The sequence below is a fragment of the Stenotrophomonas sp. SXG-1 genome, from assembly GCF_014083965.1.
Taxonomy (GTDB): domain Bacteria; phylum Pseudomonadota; class Gammaproteobacteria; order Xanthomonadales; family Xanthomonadaceae; genus Stenotrophomonas; species Stenotrophomonas geniculata.
On sequence record NZ_CP046588.1, the window covers coordinates 627,895 to 646,103 of the forward strand.

Below are 18,209 nucleotides of genomic sequence, written 5' to 3' on the forward strand. Positions count from 1 at the left end.
GGGCCCGGCTCTACGGAAGGCGGGCGCGCCCACGGTTCACTCCGCCGGGCGCATAATCCGCCCCATGCCTATCATCCAGTCCCTGCTCGACACCGATCTGTACAAGTTCACCATGATGCAGGCGGTGCTCCACCAGCACCCCGGTGCCCAGGTGCAGTACCGATTCAAGTGCCGCACGCCCGGCATCGACCTGGCCCACTACATCGACCAGATCGACGAAGAGATCGACCACCTGTGCAGCCTGCGCTTCAGCGACGCGGAGCTGGACTACATGCGTGGCCTGCGCTTCGTGAAGCCGGATTTCGCCGATTTCCTCGGCCTGTTCCACCTCGACCGCAAGTACATCCAGCTACGCGCGTCGAAGACCGTGCCCGGTGAGATCGAACTGGACATCACCGGCCCGTGGCTGCACACCATCCTGTTCGAAGTGCCGCTGCTGGCGATCATCAACGAAGTCTGGTTCCGCAACACCACCACCGCCGACTTCGCCGAGGGTGAGCGCCGCCTGCAGGCCAAGGCCGCGCTGCTGCGCGATACCCCTGGCTTCGAGCAGTGCCGCATTGCCGACTACGGCAGCCGCCGCCGCTACTCGCGTGACTGGCACGCCCGTCTGCTGCCGCTGCTACGCGACGCGCTCGGCCCGCAGCTGGTCGGCACCAGCAACGTGCACTTCGCCCGCCTGTACGGCATGACCCCGCACGGCACCATGGCCCATGAGTATCTGCAGGCCTTCCAGGCGCTGGGCCCGCGCCTGCGCGATTCGCAGGTGGCGGCACTGGAATCGTGGGCACGCGAGTATCGCGGCGATCTGGGCATCGCGCTGTCCGACGTGGTCGGCCTGGACGCGTTCCTGCGCGACTTCGATATGTACTTCTGCAAGCTGTTCGACGGTGTCCGCCACGACTCGGGCGATCCGTTCGACTGGGGCGACCGCATGCTGGCGCACTTCCAGCAGCGCCGGGTGGATGCACGCAGCAAGGTGCTGGTGTTCAGCGATGGGCTCGACATCGCCAAGGTGATGCGCCTGTACGACTACTTCCGTGGTCGCTGCCAGGTCGCCTTCGGCGTCGGCACCCACCTGACCAATGATCTGGGGCCAACGCCGCTCAACATCGTGATCAAGATGGTCCGCTGCAACGGCCAGCCGGTGGCCAAGCTCAGCGATTCGCCGGGCAAGAGCATGTGCGACGACCCGGGCTACCTGGCCTATCTGCGCCAGGTCTTCGAGCTGCCGCCGGCGTAAACGCGTCGGCTTGCGGCACGCCGGCTTACAGGTAGTCGACCACCACCAGGTAGGCGCCCTGCAGCGGCTGCTGCTTGGAAGCCTGCACGCTGTAACGCTCGGAGAAGGCGATATCGCCGGCGCGCATCGCGCTGGCCGACACCGACAGCTTCTGGCCCTGGCGCTTGCCGTCGCGCAGCGTTGCGGCCTGGCCATCGGCAAGGGCCGTCACGGCCACCGTCGAGCCCTTGGCCGACGGCGGGCAGGCGGCCAGGCTCAGCTCACCCTGGGACAGGGCCGTCGTGCAGCCCGGCTCGGCGATGCGGCCGCTGAAACGGATGCTGCCGCTGCTGGCCTGGGCCAGTGCGCTGACGGACATCAGGGCCACGCACAGCAGAATGGAGTTCCTCATGACACGTTCTCTGGTTCGGTGTGTCCTAGTTAGCGACAGGTTCGATCCGTCTTTAATAGGACAAATCCGAATCTGCTAGGGCCATCACCAAGAAAGAGTGATGCGCATCAAATAAGGCGATTTCCACCTGAAAAAGGCCTGTTTCCGCGCATGCCGAACGCGTCACCAGGAGCGTCATGCGGGGTCGTTTGTGACCTGATCCGGCCACCGTCACGTTCCCCACGCTCCCTGAATCTCGATTTCGCCTATCACGTCACATTTAGAGCGTCAATGAATTGGCGTTCAGAAAAATAATGAGACTTTCATCACAGTTGTGCCTATACTTGCGTCACGGATTCAGGGGAAGGTATGTCCGAGTCCGGCCACAGGTGAGACGCAAGGATGGGTCTTGATAGCCCGGCAGTGCTCCTTGCTTCCTCCTCTACTTCTCATCTCTTCAGTAGGGTTAGGTAAAAGCGAATGCACAAGATCAATATCATCGCCGCTCTGATGCTGGCCGCCGCTCCGCTGGCCGCCAACGCCGCCGACGGCACCATCACCTTCAACGGCAAGGTGACCGACAAGACCTGCACCATCTCGACCCCGGGCGGCAAGGACTTCGCCGTCAACCTGCCGACCGTGTCCAAGAACACCCTGGCCACCGCCGGTGCCGTTGCGGGCCGTACCCCGTTCGCCATCAACCTGAGCAAGTGCAGCGCCGGCAACGTCGCCACCTACTTCGAGCCGGGTTCCACCGTTGACTTCAACAGCGGCCGCCTGGTCAACCAGGCTTCGGCCAACGCTGCCACCAACGTGCAGCTGCAGCTGCTGGGCTCGAACAACACGTTCCTGCCGATCAAGGCGGCTGGCACCGGTCTGGCCCAGGACAACTCGCAGTGGGTGACCGTGGCCGGCGACGGCACCGCCAACCTGAACTACTACGCTGAGTACTACGCCACTGCCGCCGCCACCCCGGGCGACGTCACCAGCAGCGTCAAGTACACGATCATCTACAACTGATCGTAGTCGTACCCGCACTGGCCGGCGTACGCGCCGGCCAGTGCATCGCGGCCCCAGGCCACATACCTCGAGCGTAGTACTTCCGATGAAAGCAATCTTTCCCCGGGCGCTGCTGCTGGCAGCGTTCACGCTGCCCTTCTGCCAGAACGCTCTGGCCGGCGTGGTGGTCAATGGCACGCGAGTGATCTATCCGGCGCAGGCGCGCGAAGTCACCGTGCAGGTCGACAACGTGGGCGATTCGCCGGCGCTGGTGCAGGCCTGGATCGACAGCGGCGACGCCAACCAGACCGCCGATACCAGCGATGCCCCGTTCGTGCTGACGCCGCCGATCGCGCGCGTCGAACCGGGCCGCAGCCAGGCGCTTCGCCTGATCTTCTCCGGCGCGCAGCTGCCGACCGACCGTGAGTCGGTGTTCTGGCTCAACGTGCTGGATGTTCCGCCGTCCCCGGACAACGCCGACAGCGGCGAACAGAATTACCTGCAGGTCGCGTTCCGTTCGCGCCTGAAGCTTTTCTACCGGCCGCAGGGCCTGAAGGGCGTCGCCAACGACGCGCCGGCAGCGCTGCGCTGGACCCGCACGGGCGACCGCCTGCGGGTGGAAAACCCGAGCCCCTTCCACGTCACTCTGGCCGAAGTACATGCCGTGACCGGCAGCAGTGAAAAGGCCGTCGAGGACAAGGGCGCGATGGTCGCGCCGAAGCAGAGCCTGGAGTTCGCCGCACCGGCGGGCACCGACCAGGTCCGCTTCATCACCATCAACGACTACGGCGGCCGGGTGGAACACACCATCCGCCTCGGCAGCACCGGGGGCTGAACGCGCCGCGCTGGCCCTTGGCCTGCGCATCCCGCCACCGCCGCTGTGCGGCGAATTGAAGGAATGTCAGTGTGATCGGAAACAGATTGACATTGTCGATCCATCAGGCGCTTTGCCTGCTGGTTGCTGGCGTGGCCTGCCCAGGATGGGCGCTGGCTGCCCCGGCCAATCTCGGCGAACAGGCGCTGATGGCGCAGAGTGGTGCGGCCAATGCGCGTGCACCGGAGTCGGCCCAGTTCAATTCCAGCTTCCTGTCTGGCCAGGCCAAGCAGGTCGACCTGGCGGCCTTCAGCAACGGCAACCCGATGGTGGCCGGCAACTATCGGGTCGACGTCTACGTCAACGGTGCCTGGCAGGGCCGTCGCGATCTGCAGTTCAAGGCCGATGCGCAGGGTCGTGTCGACGCCTGCCTGCCGCTGCCGATGCTGGAAGAAATGGGCGTGGACAGCGAAGCCGTGCTGCTGCAGCAGGATCCGTCCGTGCCGACCGACAAGACCAGCTGCGTGCCGGTCCAGCAGCGCATGGCCAATGCCTATGGTGTCTATGACAGCGGCAACCTGCGCTACGACCTGAGCATCCCGCAGGTGTTCCTGCGCCGTGAGGCACGCGGCTACGTCAACCCGGCGCTGTGGGACCGCGGCATCAATGCCGGCTTCGTCGGCTACAGCTTCAATGCCATCGACAGCGACAGCCGTGTCGAAGGTGGCCAGCGCAACCGCAGTGCCTACCTCGGCCTCAACGCCGGCATGAACCTGGGTGGCTGGCAGTTCCGCCACGATTCGAACCTGACCTGGTCCGAGGGCGATGGCCGCCATTGGCAGAGCATCGCCACCTATGCACAGCGCGGCATTCCGCAGGTGCGCGGCATGCTCACCATCGGTGAGGCCTACACCACCGGTGAACTGTTCGACTCGATCGGTTACCGCGGTGCCAGCCTGGCCAGCGACGACCGCATGCTGCCCGATTCGCTGCGCGGCTACGCGCCGGTCGTGCGCGGCATCGCCGAGACCAATGCACGCATCGAAGTGCGCCAGAACGAGCAGCTGATCTACTCCTCCACCGTGTCGCCGGGCAGCTTCGTCATCGACGACCTATACCCGACCGGCTACGGCGGCGATCTGGAAGTGAGCGTGATCGAGGCCGATGGCCGCCGCCGCGAATTCAAGGTGCCGTTCGGTTCGGTGCCGCAGATGCTGCGCGAAGGCGTGTCGCGTTACTCGCTGACCGCCGGCCAGGTGCGCAACAAGCTGCTGGCCGATGAGCCGTGGCTGGTGCAGGGCACCTACCAGCGCGGTATCGGCAACCAGCTGACGCTGTACGGCGGCAGTGCACTGAGCGACGGCTACCTGTCGCTGCTGTACGGCGTCGGCCTGTCCACGCCGGTTGGCGCGTTCGCCGCCGACGTCACCCACGCACGTACGACGTTCGACCACTACGGCAACCACACCGGTGCCAGCGTGCGCTTGAGCTACAGCAACATGATCGGCGAGACCGGGACCAACCTGACCCTGGCCGCCTACCGCTATTCAACCGAAGGCTTCTACAGCCTGCAGGATGCGCTGTACGGCCGTGATTCGGACAAGCGCGGCATCGATCCGACCACCCGTGGCCGCCAGCGCAGCCAGTTCCAGGTGACCCTGAACCAGCCGTTGGGCCGTCGGGGAGGCGCGTTGTACGTGACCGGCTCGGTGCGCGACTTCTACGACCGTTCCGGCACCTCCAAGCAGTACCAGGTCGGCTACAACAACGCCTGGCGTTCGGTGAACTACGGCTTCTCGGCGCTGCGCACCGAAGAGGGCGTACTCGGCCGCTCGGATACCCAGTACCTGCTGTCGATGAGCGTGCCGCTGGGCCGTGGTACCCACCCGGTGTCGTTCAGTGCTGATCTTGGCGTGCGCGACCGCGGGGGCTACGACAACAGCCGCGTTGGCATCACCGGTTCGGCCGGTGTCGACAACAACTTCAGCTATGGCGCGGCCCTGTCCGATTCCCGCGAGGGCAGCACCACCGCGATCGGCAACGTCGAATACCGCAGCCGCTATTCCGCATTGAACGCCAGCTACAGCCACTCGCGTGACTTCCGTCAGGCTTCGGTGGGTGCCAATGGCAGCGTGGTCGTGCATCCGGGTGGTTTCACCTTCACCCCGCAGCGTGGCGACACCATGGTGCTGGTGGAAGCACCGGGCGCGCGCGATGCGATCGTCAGCAACGCCCCGGGCCTGCGCGTCGATGGCCGCGGCTACGCCGTGGTGCCGTACGTGTCGCCGTACCGCCTCAACACCGTCACCCTCGACCCGCAGGGCATGGCCCACGACGTCGAGCTGGAAAGCACCAGCCAGTCGATCGCGCCGTTCGCCGGTGCCATCAGCTACCTGCGCTTCGATACCCGCAAGGGCAACGCGCTGCTGATCCAGGTGCGCAACCCGGATGGCCGCACCATGCCGTTCGGTGCGCAGGTCAAGGACGAGCAGGGCCAGCCGGTGGGCATGGTCAGCCAGGGCGGCCGCCTGTACGTGCGCAGTGAAAAGAACCAGGGCCGCCTGCTGGTGGAATGGGGCGCAGGCGCCGACCAGCGCTGCACCGTCGATTACCAGGTTCCGGCGGGCGCCGATGCGTCCAAGACCGGCTTCATCCCGCTGGAGGCAGCATGCCGATGATTTCTTCCCGAGGCCGCAAGGCGCTGGCTGCCGTGGCCGTGCTCGGTGGTGTGTTGCTGGCGCAGCAGGCCAGTGCGTCGTGCCGCATCCAGTCCAGCTGGTTCACCGCGCAGGACGTGACCATGGACATGGGCCAGATCGTGATCCTGCCCAGCACGCCGGTCGGTGGCGTGATCAAGGAAATCAGCGAATCGATCACCCAGCAGAACAGCGTCGCGCGCTGCGACTGGTCCGGTGGCCGTTCCATCGGCGAGTACGTCAACGCAGCGCAGCGTCGGCCGGTCGCCGGGTTCTCCAATGTGTATGAAACCGACGTTGCGGGCGTGGGCATCCGCCTGTTCCGCGATTCCGGCGCCATCCAGACCTACTATCCGCACTCCATCAACTTTGCCGGCAACGCCACCATCTCGCTGATCGGCGGCACCTTCCGCATCCAGCTGATCAAGACCGCCGCGCAGACCGGCTCGGGCGTGATCGCGCCGAACGGTCGCTTCACCACCTATTACTTCGACGGTGATGGCGCCAGTCGTCCGGTGCTGACCTCGACCTTCAAGGGCTCGGGCACCACCGTGGTCAGCCCGACCTGCGAAGTGCAGGCCGGCAGCCGGAACATTGCCGTCGACTTCGGCAGTGTGCCCAACACCAGCTTCACCGGTGTCGGTTCCAAGGCGGTCAATCGTGACTTCGAGATCCGCCTGAACTGCCAGGGCAGCAATGTTGCGGCCTACCAGAGCAAGATCGGCATCCGCCTGGATGCCGACCAGGACAGCTCGAACATGCCGGGCGTGCTGAAGCTGAGCGCCGCCAGCAACAGCGCCACCCGCATCGGCATCCAGATGGTCCAGCGTGACGGCACCACCGAGCGCGAAGTCCGCTTCGGCCAGACCATCAACGTCGGCACCACCGCGCCGGGCACCAGCGTCATGGCGCTGCCGCTGCGCGCGCGCTATGTGCAGACCCAGGCCGGCACGGTCGGCGCCGGTGTCGCGAACGGCCAGGCCACGTTCACCATCCAGTACGAGTAAGGCGGTCCCAAGCTGCGGCCACTGCTGCGTTTCACTGCAACGTCGCCCGTTCCGCGGGCGGCGTTGACTGCGTCTTGATCTTCCAACGATGAAGATCAATGCCACGACGCGCGTACCATCATTCGAATGTGATGTACGTCGCGATTTTGGAGTTTCCTCATGAGGTGACCGTCTCCTGCCTGCGGGTGTTGGACGGGAACGCCGAAAGGATCCAGACGTGGCTACAGCTCCTGGCATTCCCTCGCGCCGTCCGTCCGGAGCGCTGCGGTGAAGGTCCTGTCGGTGTTCGGCACGCGACCGGAAGCGATCAAGATGGGGCCGCTGGTGCGTGCCCTGGGCGAGGCTGCGGATATCGAATCGGTGGTCTGCATCACCGGCCAGCACCGGGCAATGCTGGACCAGGTGATGTCGCTGTTCGAGATCACCGCCGACCATGACCTCGATGTCATGGTCCCCAACCAGACCCTCAATGGCTTGTGCGCGAAGCTGTTCGAGCGGCTTGACGCGCTGTACACGCAGGTCCGTCCGGACCGGGTGCTGGTGCACGGCGATACCACCACGGCGATGACCGCCGCGCTGGCCGCGTTCCACCACCGCATTCCGATCGGCCATGTCGAGGCCGGACTGCGCACCGGTGACATCAACCGGCCGTGGCCGGAGGAAATGAACCGGCGGGTGATCGATGTGGTCGGCCACCAGCTGTACGCGCCCACGCCCAGCTCGCGCGCCAACCTGGCCGGTGAACACCTCGGCGGGCAGATCCTGGTCACCGGCAACACCGTCATCGATGCCCTGCAGCAGACCGTGGAGCGCCTGGATGCCGACCCGGCGCTGCGTGCGCGGGCTGACGAACCCTTCCACATGCTTGATCCCGATCGTCGCCTGCTGCTGGTCACTGGCCACCGCCGTGAGAGCTTCGGCCAGGGCTTCGAGGACATCTGCCGCGCGCTGGCCGAGCTGGCCCGGCGGCCGGACCTGCAGGTGCTGTACCCGGTGCATCTCAACCCGAACGTGCAGGGCCCGGTCAACGCCCACCTCGGCCATCTCGACAACGTGCACCTGGTGCCGCCGCAGGACTACCTGCGCTTCGTGCGCCTGATGCAGCGCGCCGACGTCATCCTCACCGACTCTGGGGGCGTGCAGGAAGAAGCGCCGGCGCTGGCCAAGCCCGTGCTGGTCATGCGCGACGTCACCGAACGCCCGGAGGCGGTCGAGGCCGGTGTGGTGACGCTGGTCGGCACCACGCCTTCGCGCATTGTCGAGGCGGTCAATGCGGCACTGGCACAACCACCGCACCGGACCCACTTCGATCCCGATGCCAGCCCTTACGGCGATGGCCGTGCCAGCGCGCGCATCGTCGCCGCGCTGCGTGGCACGCCCCTTCCCGAATTCTCGCCTGGCCTCCGCAGCGGCGGTGCCGCCCACTCCCATCCACGCGAAGTGACGCCATGACCCAGACCGGCCGCTCTCCCCTGTTTGCATCCGCCGCCGCGTTCGTCCTGTCGGGCGTGGTTGGCAGTGCCCATGCCGCCGACAGCGTCGCCGGCCAGTTCGCCGAATGGAGCGGCGACAGCACGGTCAGCCGGCAGATGACCCTGCGCGAACTCGGTTTCCGCCAACCGCTGGTGCTCAGCGGGCAGGAGAGCCAGCGCGAGGTCTACCTGCCGGTGCCGGCTGGCGTTGCCACCCGCGATGCACAGCTGCAGCTCGATGGGCGCTATGTACGCGGGCACGCTGGGCGTACCTCGGGCTTGTGGTCGGTGGATGGCGATCCAATCGCCGCGCGCTCGATCACCGATGCCCAGGGCGATGCCAGCCAGCTGCTGGCCATCGATGGCGAACCCCGCCAGAACGGCTTCGTGCGGGTCGGCGTCGGCTGGTGGTCGATCGTGTCCGACTACCAATGTGCCGACCAGAGCGCGCCGGCCAACGTGCTGCGGCTGTCGCCGGACTCGCGTTTCAGCTACCGCTTCGACGGCCGCGCCGTGGATACCGTGGCCAAGGCGTGGGGCGCGCTGCCCCCGCAGGTGCGCCTGCTGGTGGATGGCAAGGCACTGCAGGCGCCTGCCTACGATGCGGCCTGGCGCATCGGTACCGCAATGCAGGCCGGTGGCAAGCAGGTGCAGGTGGTGGCGCTGCCCAAGGTTGGTGACCGTGTCGACCTGACCGGCATCAGCATCCCGGCCAGCCTGCAGGGCGTGCCGGCCTATGCCGCGCTGGCCGCGGGCGAGCGGGCATACGCGATCAAGGATCTGGCCGAAGTCGGTGCGCTGCTGTCGCTGCGGGACAGCGGGCCGTTGGCCGCCGATGTGATGATCGGCAGTGATGCGCTGCGGGCCGGCGTGCGCGCGGCGCTGGATGCGCTGGCCGCACAGGTTGCCACCACTGGCGCCGACGCGGGCACGGCGTTCGCCGCGTGGCGCGGTACCGACATGGGTGGCCTGGAAAAGCCCGCGACCAGCGCCTCGGTCAGCGTGGTGGCCGTTGCCGGCCGTCCGACGCTGGTGGTCGACCCGGCGGCGGCGGGCAAGGTCGCCGGGTTGTTCGCCGAACAGTGGCGCAGCTATGCGCTGGGCCGCAGCCTGCAGGTCAGCGCAGCGGGCACGCTGAAGCTGGACGGTGACCAGGTGCTGCTGAGCCGGCTCGGCAACATCGCCGGCACGATGGATGTCGTCACCCGCGCGGACCGCAGTGCCACCTTCGACCTCGGCGCGCTGTCGGCCGATGGGCGCCTGCCCGAAGAGGTGGTGATCGACGTCTCGGCGGCCCCCAACGCGGCCGGGCAGGGCGCGGTGGCCACCATCCATTTCAACGATTACCTGCTGGGGGGCAAGGTGTTGTCGGCCAACGGCCAGCCGCAGCGGCTGGTGGCCAAGGTGCCGGCCTATGCGCTGTCGGCGCGCAACGAGATCCGGGTCAGCTTCCTGCGCCAGCCGGCACGCCCCTATTGCCACGATCCGGCCACCGCCTATCCGGTATCGGTCCTGCCCAGCAGTCACCTGACCCTGGCCAAGCGTTCGCTGGGCAGTGATTTCGTCGGTGCCAGCAGCCAGCTGTCACGCGGCAACCAGGTGTTCGTGCCCGCCACGTGGCTGCAGGATGCGCCGGCATCGCTGCGCAAGGTGATCGCGGTGGCCAGTGCAGTGGGCGCCTCGCCGGAGGCGTCGGCGCTGAAGGTGGTCGATGCCGGTGCGGCGGTCAGCCCGGGTACGCCGTGGCTGGCCTTCGGTGTGGCGCCGTCGGGTGTTGATGTGGCCGGCCTGAAGGACGGCCACCTGCTGATCGGCGGGAAGCCGCAGCCGCTGCTGGATGTCGGCGGCCTGGATCGCGCCGCGGTGGTGCAGGTCGGCACCTCCGGCGGCCAGCTCGGCGTGCTGTACAGCGACCTGGGCGCACAGGCACCGTCGTTCGGCGCACCGTTCCGGCTGCTGCGCGGTGATCTTGCGGTGCTCGACGGCAGTGATGCCGTGCGCGAGTTCGATCGCCAGGATCCTTACGGAAGCCGCGTTGCCCGGGATGGCAATCCGCAATCGAAGTGGGAACGGCACATGGTCTGGTTGCTGCTGCTGGTCGGCGTGATCGTGTTCGCGCTGCTGGCCGCCCGCGTCACCCAGGTGCGCCGCCGCAAGTCCGCCAACACAGGGCACTGATCCACCGTGGACGGTCTGTTCTGGAACATCCAGCTGGCCAACTATTACGCCGCCCTGGAAACCACGGCGGCGGCGGTGGCCGTGCTGATCCTGATCTCCAGCCTCGATGACCTGTTCATCGATGTCTGGTACTGGGTTCGCGAGAGCTGGCGCGCGCTCACCATCAAGCGTCGCGAAGCGTACCGGCCGCTGACCCAGGAAGACCTGATGCAGCGGCCGCAACAGCCGCTGGCGATCATGGTGCCGGCGTGGATGGAATACGACGTCATCGCGCAGATGGTGGAGAACATGATCAACGTGCTCGACTACCGCGAGTACGTCGTGTTCGTCGGCACCTATCCCAACGACCAGCAGACCATCGATGAAGTGGAGCGCATGCGCCGCCGCTACAAGCGCCTGCGCCGCGTGGAGGTGCCGCACGACGGGCCGACCAGCAAGGCCGACTGCCTGAACTGGTTGATCCTGGCCATCTTCGATTACGAGAAGCGCCACGACATCGAATTCGCCGGCGTGATCCTGCACGACAGCGAGGACGTGCTGCACCCGATGGAACTGCGCTTCTACAACTACCTGCTGCCACGCAAGGACATGATCCAGTTGCCGGTGACCTCGCTGGACCGCGAGTGGTACGAACTGGTGGCCGGCGTCTACATGGACGAGTTCGCCGAGTGGCACGCCAAGGATCTGGTGGTACGCGAGAGCGTGTCCGGCATGGTGCCCTCCGCGGGCGTCGGTACCTGCTTCTCGCGGCGCGCGCTGCTGGCGCTGAGCGCGCAGACCGACAACCAGCCCTTCAATACCGACAGCCTAACCGAGGATTACGACGTCGGTGCGCGGCTGGCGGCGATGGGCATGCAGTCGATCTTCGCCCGCTTCCCGGTGCAGTTCCGCGTGCGCCGTCCGTCATGGTTCGGCTGGGGGCCGGTGCGCGAGCGTACCCAGCAGATGGCGCTGTGCGTGCGCGAGTACTTCCCCGACAACTTCCGTGCCTCGTACCGGCAGAAGGCGCGGTGGGTGCTGGGCATCGGCCTGCAGAGCTGGGAGTCGCTGGGCTGGCGCGGCTCGCTGGCCACCAAGTACCTGCTGGCACGTGACCGCAAGGGCATCATCACCTCGTTCGTCAGCATCATTGCGTACATCATCTTCCTGCAGCTGCTGCTGTTCTGGCTGTTGAAGATGACCGGGCTGTGGACGATGCAGTTTCCCAGCGTGTTCCAGGCCGGTACCTGGCAGATGAATGTCGCGCTGCTGACCACCGCAGCGCTGGCGACCCGGGTCGTGCAGCGCTTCTATTTCGTCAACCGGTTGTACGGCTGGGAGCATGCGTTGATGTCGATCCCGCGCATGGTGGTCGGCAACATGATCAATTTCATGGCCACCGCCCGAGCCTGGAAGGTGTTCCTGGCCTACCTGCTGTTTGGCAAGCGCATGGTCTGGGACAAGACCATGCACGACTTCCCCGATGCGGCGCAGCTGGTGCAGACCCGCAAGCAGCTGGGCGAGCTGTTGACCACCTGGCAGGCGGTGGAACCCGAACGCCTGCAGCAGGCGCTGGACCAGCAGCAGGCAGGCCGCCAGCAACCGCTGGGCCGCATCCTGCTCACCCAGGGCTGGCTGGATGACGAGACCCTGGCCGAGGCCATCGCCTTCCAGGGCGACCTGCCACGTGCGGTGATCGACGTGGATTACCTGCGTGCCTGCCAGTTCCCGGTCAGTGCCGATGCCTGCGTGCAATGGCGCATGCTGCCGCTGCCGCCGCGCCAGGAAGGCACCCTGCGGCTGGCCGTGGCCAGTCCGCTGCCCGAGGACGCCGTGGCATTGCTGAAGCAGGAAACGCGCAGCGAGCACATCGAACAGAGCATTGCCCGCGAAAGCGAGATCAACGCGGGCCTGCGCCTGATCGGTGGCGAACGGCAGTGGCACCTGGACAACGTGCCCCTGCTGGGCGACCTGCTGGTGGAAATGCGCCTGATCGATCACGCACGCTTCGAGATCGCGCTGGACGACTACATGCCGCAGCGCGACGGCCGTATCGGCGACTACCTGGTCAAGCAGGGCATCACCACCGAAGAGGCCGTGGCCCAGGCCATGCAGGAGCAGCGCCGGCGTGCGGCCACGCTGCAGTCGCCGCCGCCCGGAGCCTTGCCGGCATGAAGACCACGCTGCTGTCCACCGTCATTGCCGTGGCACTGGTCACGGCCGCCGCGCCGGTGCTGGCGCAGGCCGAGGTGCCACTGCCGCTGTCCGGTGCGGCCTACCGCATCGCCGAGCAGGCGTTTGCTGCCTATGAACGTGGCGATTACCCCACGGCCTACCGGCAGTCCAGCGAAGCGATCCGGCTGCGCCCGGACGTGGTGCGGCTGCGCCTGCTGCAGATCTATGCGCTGCAGAAGCTTGGTCGTGGCGCAGAAGCGCAGCAGCAGGCGCGCCGTGCGCTGGACGCGGGGATGAAGGATCCAGCCTTGCCTGCGCTGGCCGCGCCCAGGACGACCACAGGTGCAGCGCGTAGCACAGCGGTGCCGCGTGCACCCGCAACGGTGGCCGGCCACAACAACCGGCAGGCCTACATGCTGGCAACCGAAGCCTATGCGGCCTACGACGCCGGGCAGATGGGCATCGCCGCCAGCAAGGCCGAACAGGCGTTCCGGCAGCAGCCGGAACAGGGCGCATGGGCCCTGCTGTGGGTGGCGGCGCTGGAGGCACAGCAACAGCCCGAACAGGCCGACGCCGCCATCGGCACCGCGCTGCAGTTGGGTGCACCGAATGTCGAAGCGCTGCGCGCGCGGCGCGTGACACTGGGCCGCCAACGCGCGCTGCTGCAGGCACAGCAGGCCTATCAATTGCTGTCCGCAGGCGAGGATGCCGCCGCCATTGAGCAGGCGCACGCCGCCGTGGAACTGGCACCCGACGTTGCTTCATACCGGTTGCTGCTGATCACCGCGCAGCTGCAGGGCGATCAGCTGGCCGACGCTGAGCACAGTGCTGATCAGGCATTGCAGGTGGACGCCAACGATCTCAATGCCCGGGTGATGCGTGGCTACCTGCGCCAGCGCCAGGGCAGTACGCTGCGGGCCAATGAGGATTTCGATGCCGCGCTCGCCACGCCGGGATCAACCGCGCAGCGGCGCAACGTGCGGCTGCTGGCGGTGGATGCGGCGCTGGCCGCAGGTGATCGGGTACGCGCAGCTGCACTGCTGGCACCGTTGCAGGCGGCGCTACCGGCAGGTGAAGGCGATGCACGGACACGGCAGCTGCTGCAGCAGGGCATCGAGCAGCGCAGCCGGGCGATCCGCTCCAGTCGCGAGCTTCCCCGCATCAGCGCCGAGGCCTACCCGGCACCGGTCCAGCACTGCCAGTCCGGTGACAGCGGCAACGTCTGCGAACTGGTGCCGGCCGATCTGCAGGGGGATGGCGGTGCCGCACAGCGTGCCTACGCTGCCTACGCGCGCCAGGATTACGCCGATGCCATCGGTGAGGCGCGGCAGGCCGTGCAACTCGCACCGGACGACGCGAACCTGCAAGGCCTGCTGACCACCACGCTGGCGGCGGGCAACCGTGCCCAGCAGGACGAAGCGCGGCAGCGCCTGGATACGGCACTGGCACAGCGTCCTGATGACGCGGGTGCACTGATGCAGCGCGGCTACCTCAACCAGAGGGCCCACGAACCGGCGCGCGCACTGGCCGACTTCCGTGCCGCCGAGGCCACCGGAAAGGCACCGAAAAGCGTAGTGCTCGACCAGGCCTACGCCAGCGCAGCCAACGGTGACCATGCGCAGGCGGTGACGCTGCTGCGCAGCGCCATTGATCGCGCCGATGCCGGCGAGCTGTCACTGGATGCGCATCAGCGCTACAACGTGCGCAATGCCATCGCCAACTATTCGCGCGAGTGGGGCGTGATCGCCTCGGCGGGTTTCCGCGGTGCGCGCCAGGCGGCGACCAATGTCGGCGGTGCGGCGATCAGTACGCCCGGCGATTCGGTGTTCAGCACGCTGGAGGCGTTCTGGCGGCCCCCGGCCTTCAACGACCAGCATGGCACGCTGGAACTCTACGCACGCCTGCTCAACACGCTGTACGACGAGGGCGGCACCTACGAATCGATCCGCGCGGTGGACCCGTGCACCGGCGAATCAACGCCGGATGCGCGTGCACGCGCCGAGCGCCTCAGTCACTCGCGTTCCACTACCGGCTGGCCATCCACCATCGCGTCCTTCGGCATGCGCTACGCGTTTGGCCAGACCGGTCTGAGTGCTGGCATCGAGCGCCGACAGTTCCTCGGCAGTGCAACCCGCCAGGGCGAGGTCTACCCCGAATCGGCCGCAGTGCAGTGCCGCCTGCAGCTGGCCCTGAACCGGCCACTGGAAGCCAGCACGCTGGCGCGCTACCGGCTGGCCAGTGGTTCGGGCGGCTGGATGTCCTACCTGACCTATGGCTACTACCATGGCACCGATCTGCGCACCGATGTGAACCAGTGGTGGATGGTCAGTGGCTACGCGCAGGGGGGATACACCTGGGACGACAACGGTGCCACCTTCACCCTCGACGCGCTTGATGCCAACGGCACGCCGGTGCGGCGCCTGGGTGAGGCCAATGGGCGCCTGCATCGCCAACAGTGGTTCGCTGCCGGTGAACTGCGCGCCGGGCGCAGTTTCCGCTTCGGTGCAGGGCAGACGCATTGGGTGGTCACACCCTATGTCGTGGTGGGTGCCGATTGGCTGGACCAGCGCTCGCGCGTGCGCGACATCCGTTATCCGCCGTTCCCGGCGCAGTCGTTCGCGCTCAACGATACGCAGCGCAGCTGGTCACTTGGCGCAGGGCCGGGCGTGGGCGTGCGTTACGGGTTCCGCGAGGACCACTACAACACGCCGCGTTCCTACCTGGACCTGACCGTGCAGTACCGCTTCGCGATCGGTGGCGGTGATACACAGCGCGCCAAGGGCCTGTTCGCTACCGCCATCCTCTACTATTGACGCAGGCCCCAGCGTCGCCGCAGCGCTGCGGCCTGCGGCGTGTCCTGGGTCAGCCATGGCTCCAGTGCATAGACCAGCACGTGCTGTGCGCCGCTGTCGCGTGCCCATGCCAACTGCCGCTGGATACGTGCGGCATCGGCGGTTTCGCCCTTGAATCCGCTGCCATCAGCGGCGCTGCCAGGCAGTTCGCGGAACAGTTCGATGATCGCATCGAAGCCGATGCCGTGTGCATGGAAATGATCGAGCAACGGTTGGAGCTGCTGCACGTTGCCGGCACCGGCCACCCCCACGCCATCCTGCACCATCGGCCGCAGCGTGGCCTGTGCCAGCACCGCCTGCCACAGCGTGACCAGGTTGCCATCGGTCTGCAGGCGGCTGAAGTAACAGGAGATCGCACAGTCACCGCCGCGCGCGCTGGCGGCTTGCACCAACCCGTGCAGCCACTGCGCCAGCCATTGCTGGCGGGCCGGATCGGCCCAGTGGTACTGCTCCAGTTCGTAGGGCAGGTACCAGCCTCCGAAGGCTGGCTGCTGTGCCCAGGGTGCCTGTGCCAACCAGCTGCGTGCGTGCGCCAGGCTCTCGGCCAGGAAGGCCTGCAGCGTGGCGTCGTCTGCGCCGATAGCCTGCCACCAGCGTTGCTGGAAGGGCAGGCCGACGCGGATGCGGATGTCGTTCTCGCTGGCAGCGGTGAACAGCTGCTGCAGGCTGCCGTCGGGCAGTGACCAGTCGCCGTCGCTGCCACCGACGATGCCGGTCCATTGCAGCACCAGCTGACGGCAGCCCAGCGTATGCGCAAGCTTCAAGGATCGCTGCCAGTCGGCCAGGCCCCATTGCAGGTGGCTGCGCCACGGCTGCAGGAAGGTGCCATCGACCTGCACCGGCAGCGAGCAGCCGGGCAGGGTGGCGAGCGTACCGGCCAATGGCGCCAGCACTGCCGCGCGCAGCAAGCGACGGCGCAACGGCGAAGACGGATCCGCGGGAAGGTCGGGCCGAGCCATGCCCGCATCATCCCAGAGCGCCGTGCGTGGCGGGTGAACCCCGCGCCTGGTAGTCCCGGTCGCGGGCCGAAGCGTGCTCTGGTAGTGCCGGCCGCTTATTCCAGCGCGTAGCGCAGGGTGAACAGCACCGCCACCAGCCACACCGCCGGATGCACTTCGCGCCAACGCCCGGTACCGGCCTTCAGCGCGGCATACGCAATGAAGCCGAACGCCAGGCCGTTGGCAATCGAGTAGGTGAACGGCATCGCCAGCGCACACAGCGCGGCCGGCACCGATTCGGTCAGGTCGCTCCAGTCCACTTCCACCAGCTCACGCAGCATCAGGCCAGCCACGAACAGCAGTGCCGGCGCGGTGGCATAGCTGGGCACCATCGCCGCAAGCGGCGAGAACAGCAGCGCGGCCAGGAACAGCGCCGACACCACCAATGCAGTCAGGCCGGTACGGCCGCCCACCTGCACGCCCGAGGCGCTTTCGGCAAAGGCCGTGGTGCTGCTGGTGCCAAGCATCGAACCGGCCACGATCGCGGTGCTGTCGGCCAGCAGCGCGCGGCCGAAACGCTTCTGCGCGCCCGGCAGCTTCAGCAGGCCGGCGCGACCGACCACGCCGTACAGCGTGCCGGTGGCATCGAACACTTCCACCAGCACGAACACCAGCACCACCTGCAGCAGTACTGCGATGGGTGCGCCACCGTCATGGTGCAGCAGGCCCGGCAGGTCCAGCTGCAGGAAGGTGGGTGCCAGGCTCGGCGGCAACGAGACCAGGCCCTGGTACTGCACATCGCCCAATGCCCAGCCCGCACCGGTCACCGCCAGGATGCCGATCAGGATCGCACCGCGGATGCGGCGCGCTTCCAGCACCGCGATCAGCAGGAAGCCGGCCAGCGCCAGCAGCGGCGGCGCCGTGTTCAACGGGCCCAGCGCCACCAGCGTGTCTTCGTTGCCGACGATCACGCCGGACTTCTGCAGCGCGATGATCGCCAGGAACAGGCCGATGCCAGCCACGATGGCCGAGCGCAGCGACGAGGGGATGCCGGACACCAGCCACGCACGCACGCCGGTCAGCGACAGCACCAGGAACACCAGGCCGGAGATGAACACCGCACCCAGTGCCTGTTGCCATGGCAGGCCAGCGGCACCGACCACGGTGAAGGCGAAGAACGCGTTCAGGCCCATGCCCGGTGCCATGCCCACCGGGAAGTTGGCGGCCAGCGCCATCACTGCCGAACCCAGTGCAGCAGCCAGGCAGGTGGCCACGAACACCGCGCCCGCGTCCATGCCGGTGGTGCCGAGGATCTCGGGGTTCACGAAGACGATGTAGGACATCGTCAGGAAGGTGGTGACACCGGCCAGCAGCTCGGTACGCACGGTGGTGCCGTGCTGCTGCAGCTGGAACAGGCGCTCGAACAGGGACATGGGGAATCTCGACCCGTTGGTGGTGGGTACCGACCGTTGGTCGGTACGCCTTG

The 18,209-nt window shown here is 67.2% G+C and carries 12 protein-coding genes; 9 read left to right on the forward strand and 3 right to left on the reverse strand.

Annotated elements, in window-relative coordinates:
* Window positions 1-64: 64 nt before the first annotated feature.
* Window positions 65-1,243: a nicotinate phosphoribosyltransferase gene (gene pncB / locus GOC52_RS02795; RefSeq protein WP_010482009.1), complete on the forward strand. Its 1,179-nt coding sequence runs from the start codon at window positions 65-67 to the stop codon at window positions 1,241-1,243.
* A gap of 25 nt (window positions 1,244-1,268) precedes the next feature.
* Here the strand turns inward: pncB and GOC52_RS02800 are convergent, their stop codons facing one another.
* Window positions 1,269-1,634 (reverse strand): hypothetical protein, encoded by a 366-nt coding sequence (locus tag GOC52_RS02800; protein ID WP_010482007.1) that lies wholly within the window; start codon window positions 1,632-1,634, stop codon window positions 1,269-1,271.
* Between the two features lie 459 nt (window positions 1,635-2,093).
* Between GOC52_RS02800 and GOC52_RS02805 the strand changes: the two genes are divergently transcribed.
* From GOC52_RS02805 to GOC52_RS02840, 8 genes are all read left to right on the forward strand, one after another.
* Window positions 2,094-2,633: a fimbrial protein gene (locus GOC52_RS02805; RefSeq protein ID WP_010482005.1), complete on the forward strand. Its 540-nt coding sequence runs from the start codon at window positions 2,094-2,096 to the stop codon at window positions 2,631-2,633.
* Between the two features lie 85 nt (window positions 2,634-2,718).
* A complete protein-coding gene (locus tag GOC52_RS02810) occupies window positions 2,719-3,447 on the forward strand; it encodes a fimbrial biogenesis chaperone (protein WP_049411192.1) in 729 nt (242 codons plus the stop codon).
* Between the two features lie 92 nt (window positions 3,448-3,539).
* The gene (locus GOC52_RS02815; RefSeq protein WP_010482000.1) at window positions 3,540-6,104 is read left to right on the forward strand and encodes a fimbria/pilus outer membrane usher protein; all 2,565 of its coding nucleotides are present in this window, start codon (window positions 3,540-3,542) and stop codon (window positions 6,102-6,104) included.
* Window positions 6,095-7,129 (forward strand): fimbrial protein, encoded by a 1,035-nt coding sequence (locus tag GOC52_RS02820; protein WP_043397861.1) that lies wholly within the window; start codon window positions 6,095-6,097, stop codon window positions 7,127-7,129. The genes GOC52_RS02815 and GOC52_RS02820 overlap by 10 nt, the downstream gene beginning before the upstream one ends.
* Before the next feature lie 267 nt (window positions 7,130-7,396).
* Complete coding sequence (wecB, locus tag GOC52_RS02825) at window positions 7,397-8,581, forward strand: non-hydrolyzing UDP-N-acetylglucosamine 2-epimerase (protein ID WP_049453387.1); 1,185 nt, start codon at window positions 7,397-7,399, stop codon at window positions 8,579-8,581.
* Window positions 8,578-10,779: a hypothetical protein gene (locus tag GOC52_RS02830; RefSeq protein ID WP_191850627.1), complete on the forward strand. Its 2,202-nt coding sequence runs from the start codon at window positions 8,578-8,580 to the stop codon at window positions 10,777-10,779. The genes wecB and GOC52_RS02830 overlap by 4 nt, the downstream gene beginning before the upstream one ends.
* Before the next feature lie 6 nt (window positions 10,780-10,785).
* Window positions 10,786-12,933, forward strand: a complete 2,148-nt coding sequence (locus GOC52_RS02835; RefSeq protein ID WP_010481996.1) for a glycosyl transferase family protein — start codon at window positions 10,786-10,788, stop codon at window positions 12,931-12,933.
* Complete coding sequence (locus tag GOC52_RS02840) at window positions 12,930-15,746, forward strand: NfrA family protein (RefSeq protein WP_191850629.1); 2,817 nt, start codon at window positions 12,930-12,932, stop codon at window positions 15,744-15,746. Before GOC52_RS02835 ends, GOC52_RS02840 begins: the two co-directional genes overlap by 4 nt.
* On the opposite strand, the gene GOC52_RS02845 is transcribed toward GOC52_RS02840, so the two are convergent.
* Both GOC52_RS02845 and GOC52_RS02850 read right to left on the reverse strand, forming a co-directional pair.
* Window positions 15,740-16,744: a DUF4434 domain-containing protein gene (locus GOC52_RS02845; protein WP_191850630.1), complete on the reverse strand. Its 1,005-nt coding sequence runs from the start codon at window positions 16,742-16,744 to the stop codon at window positions 15,740-15,742. The two genes, GOC52_RS02840 and GOC52_RS02845, sit on opposite strands and share 7 nt — an antisense overlap.
* A 95-nt stretch (window positions 16,745-16,839) precedes the next feature.
* Window positions 16,840-18,156, reverse strand: coding sequence for an NCS2 family permease (locus tag GOC52_RS02850; protein WP_005408048.1), 1,317 nt, complete (start codon window positions 18,154-18,156; stop codon window positions 16,840-16,842).
* Window positions 18,157-18,209 lie beyond the last annotated feature (53 nt).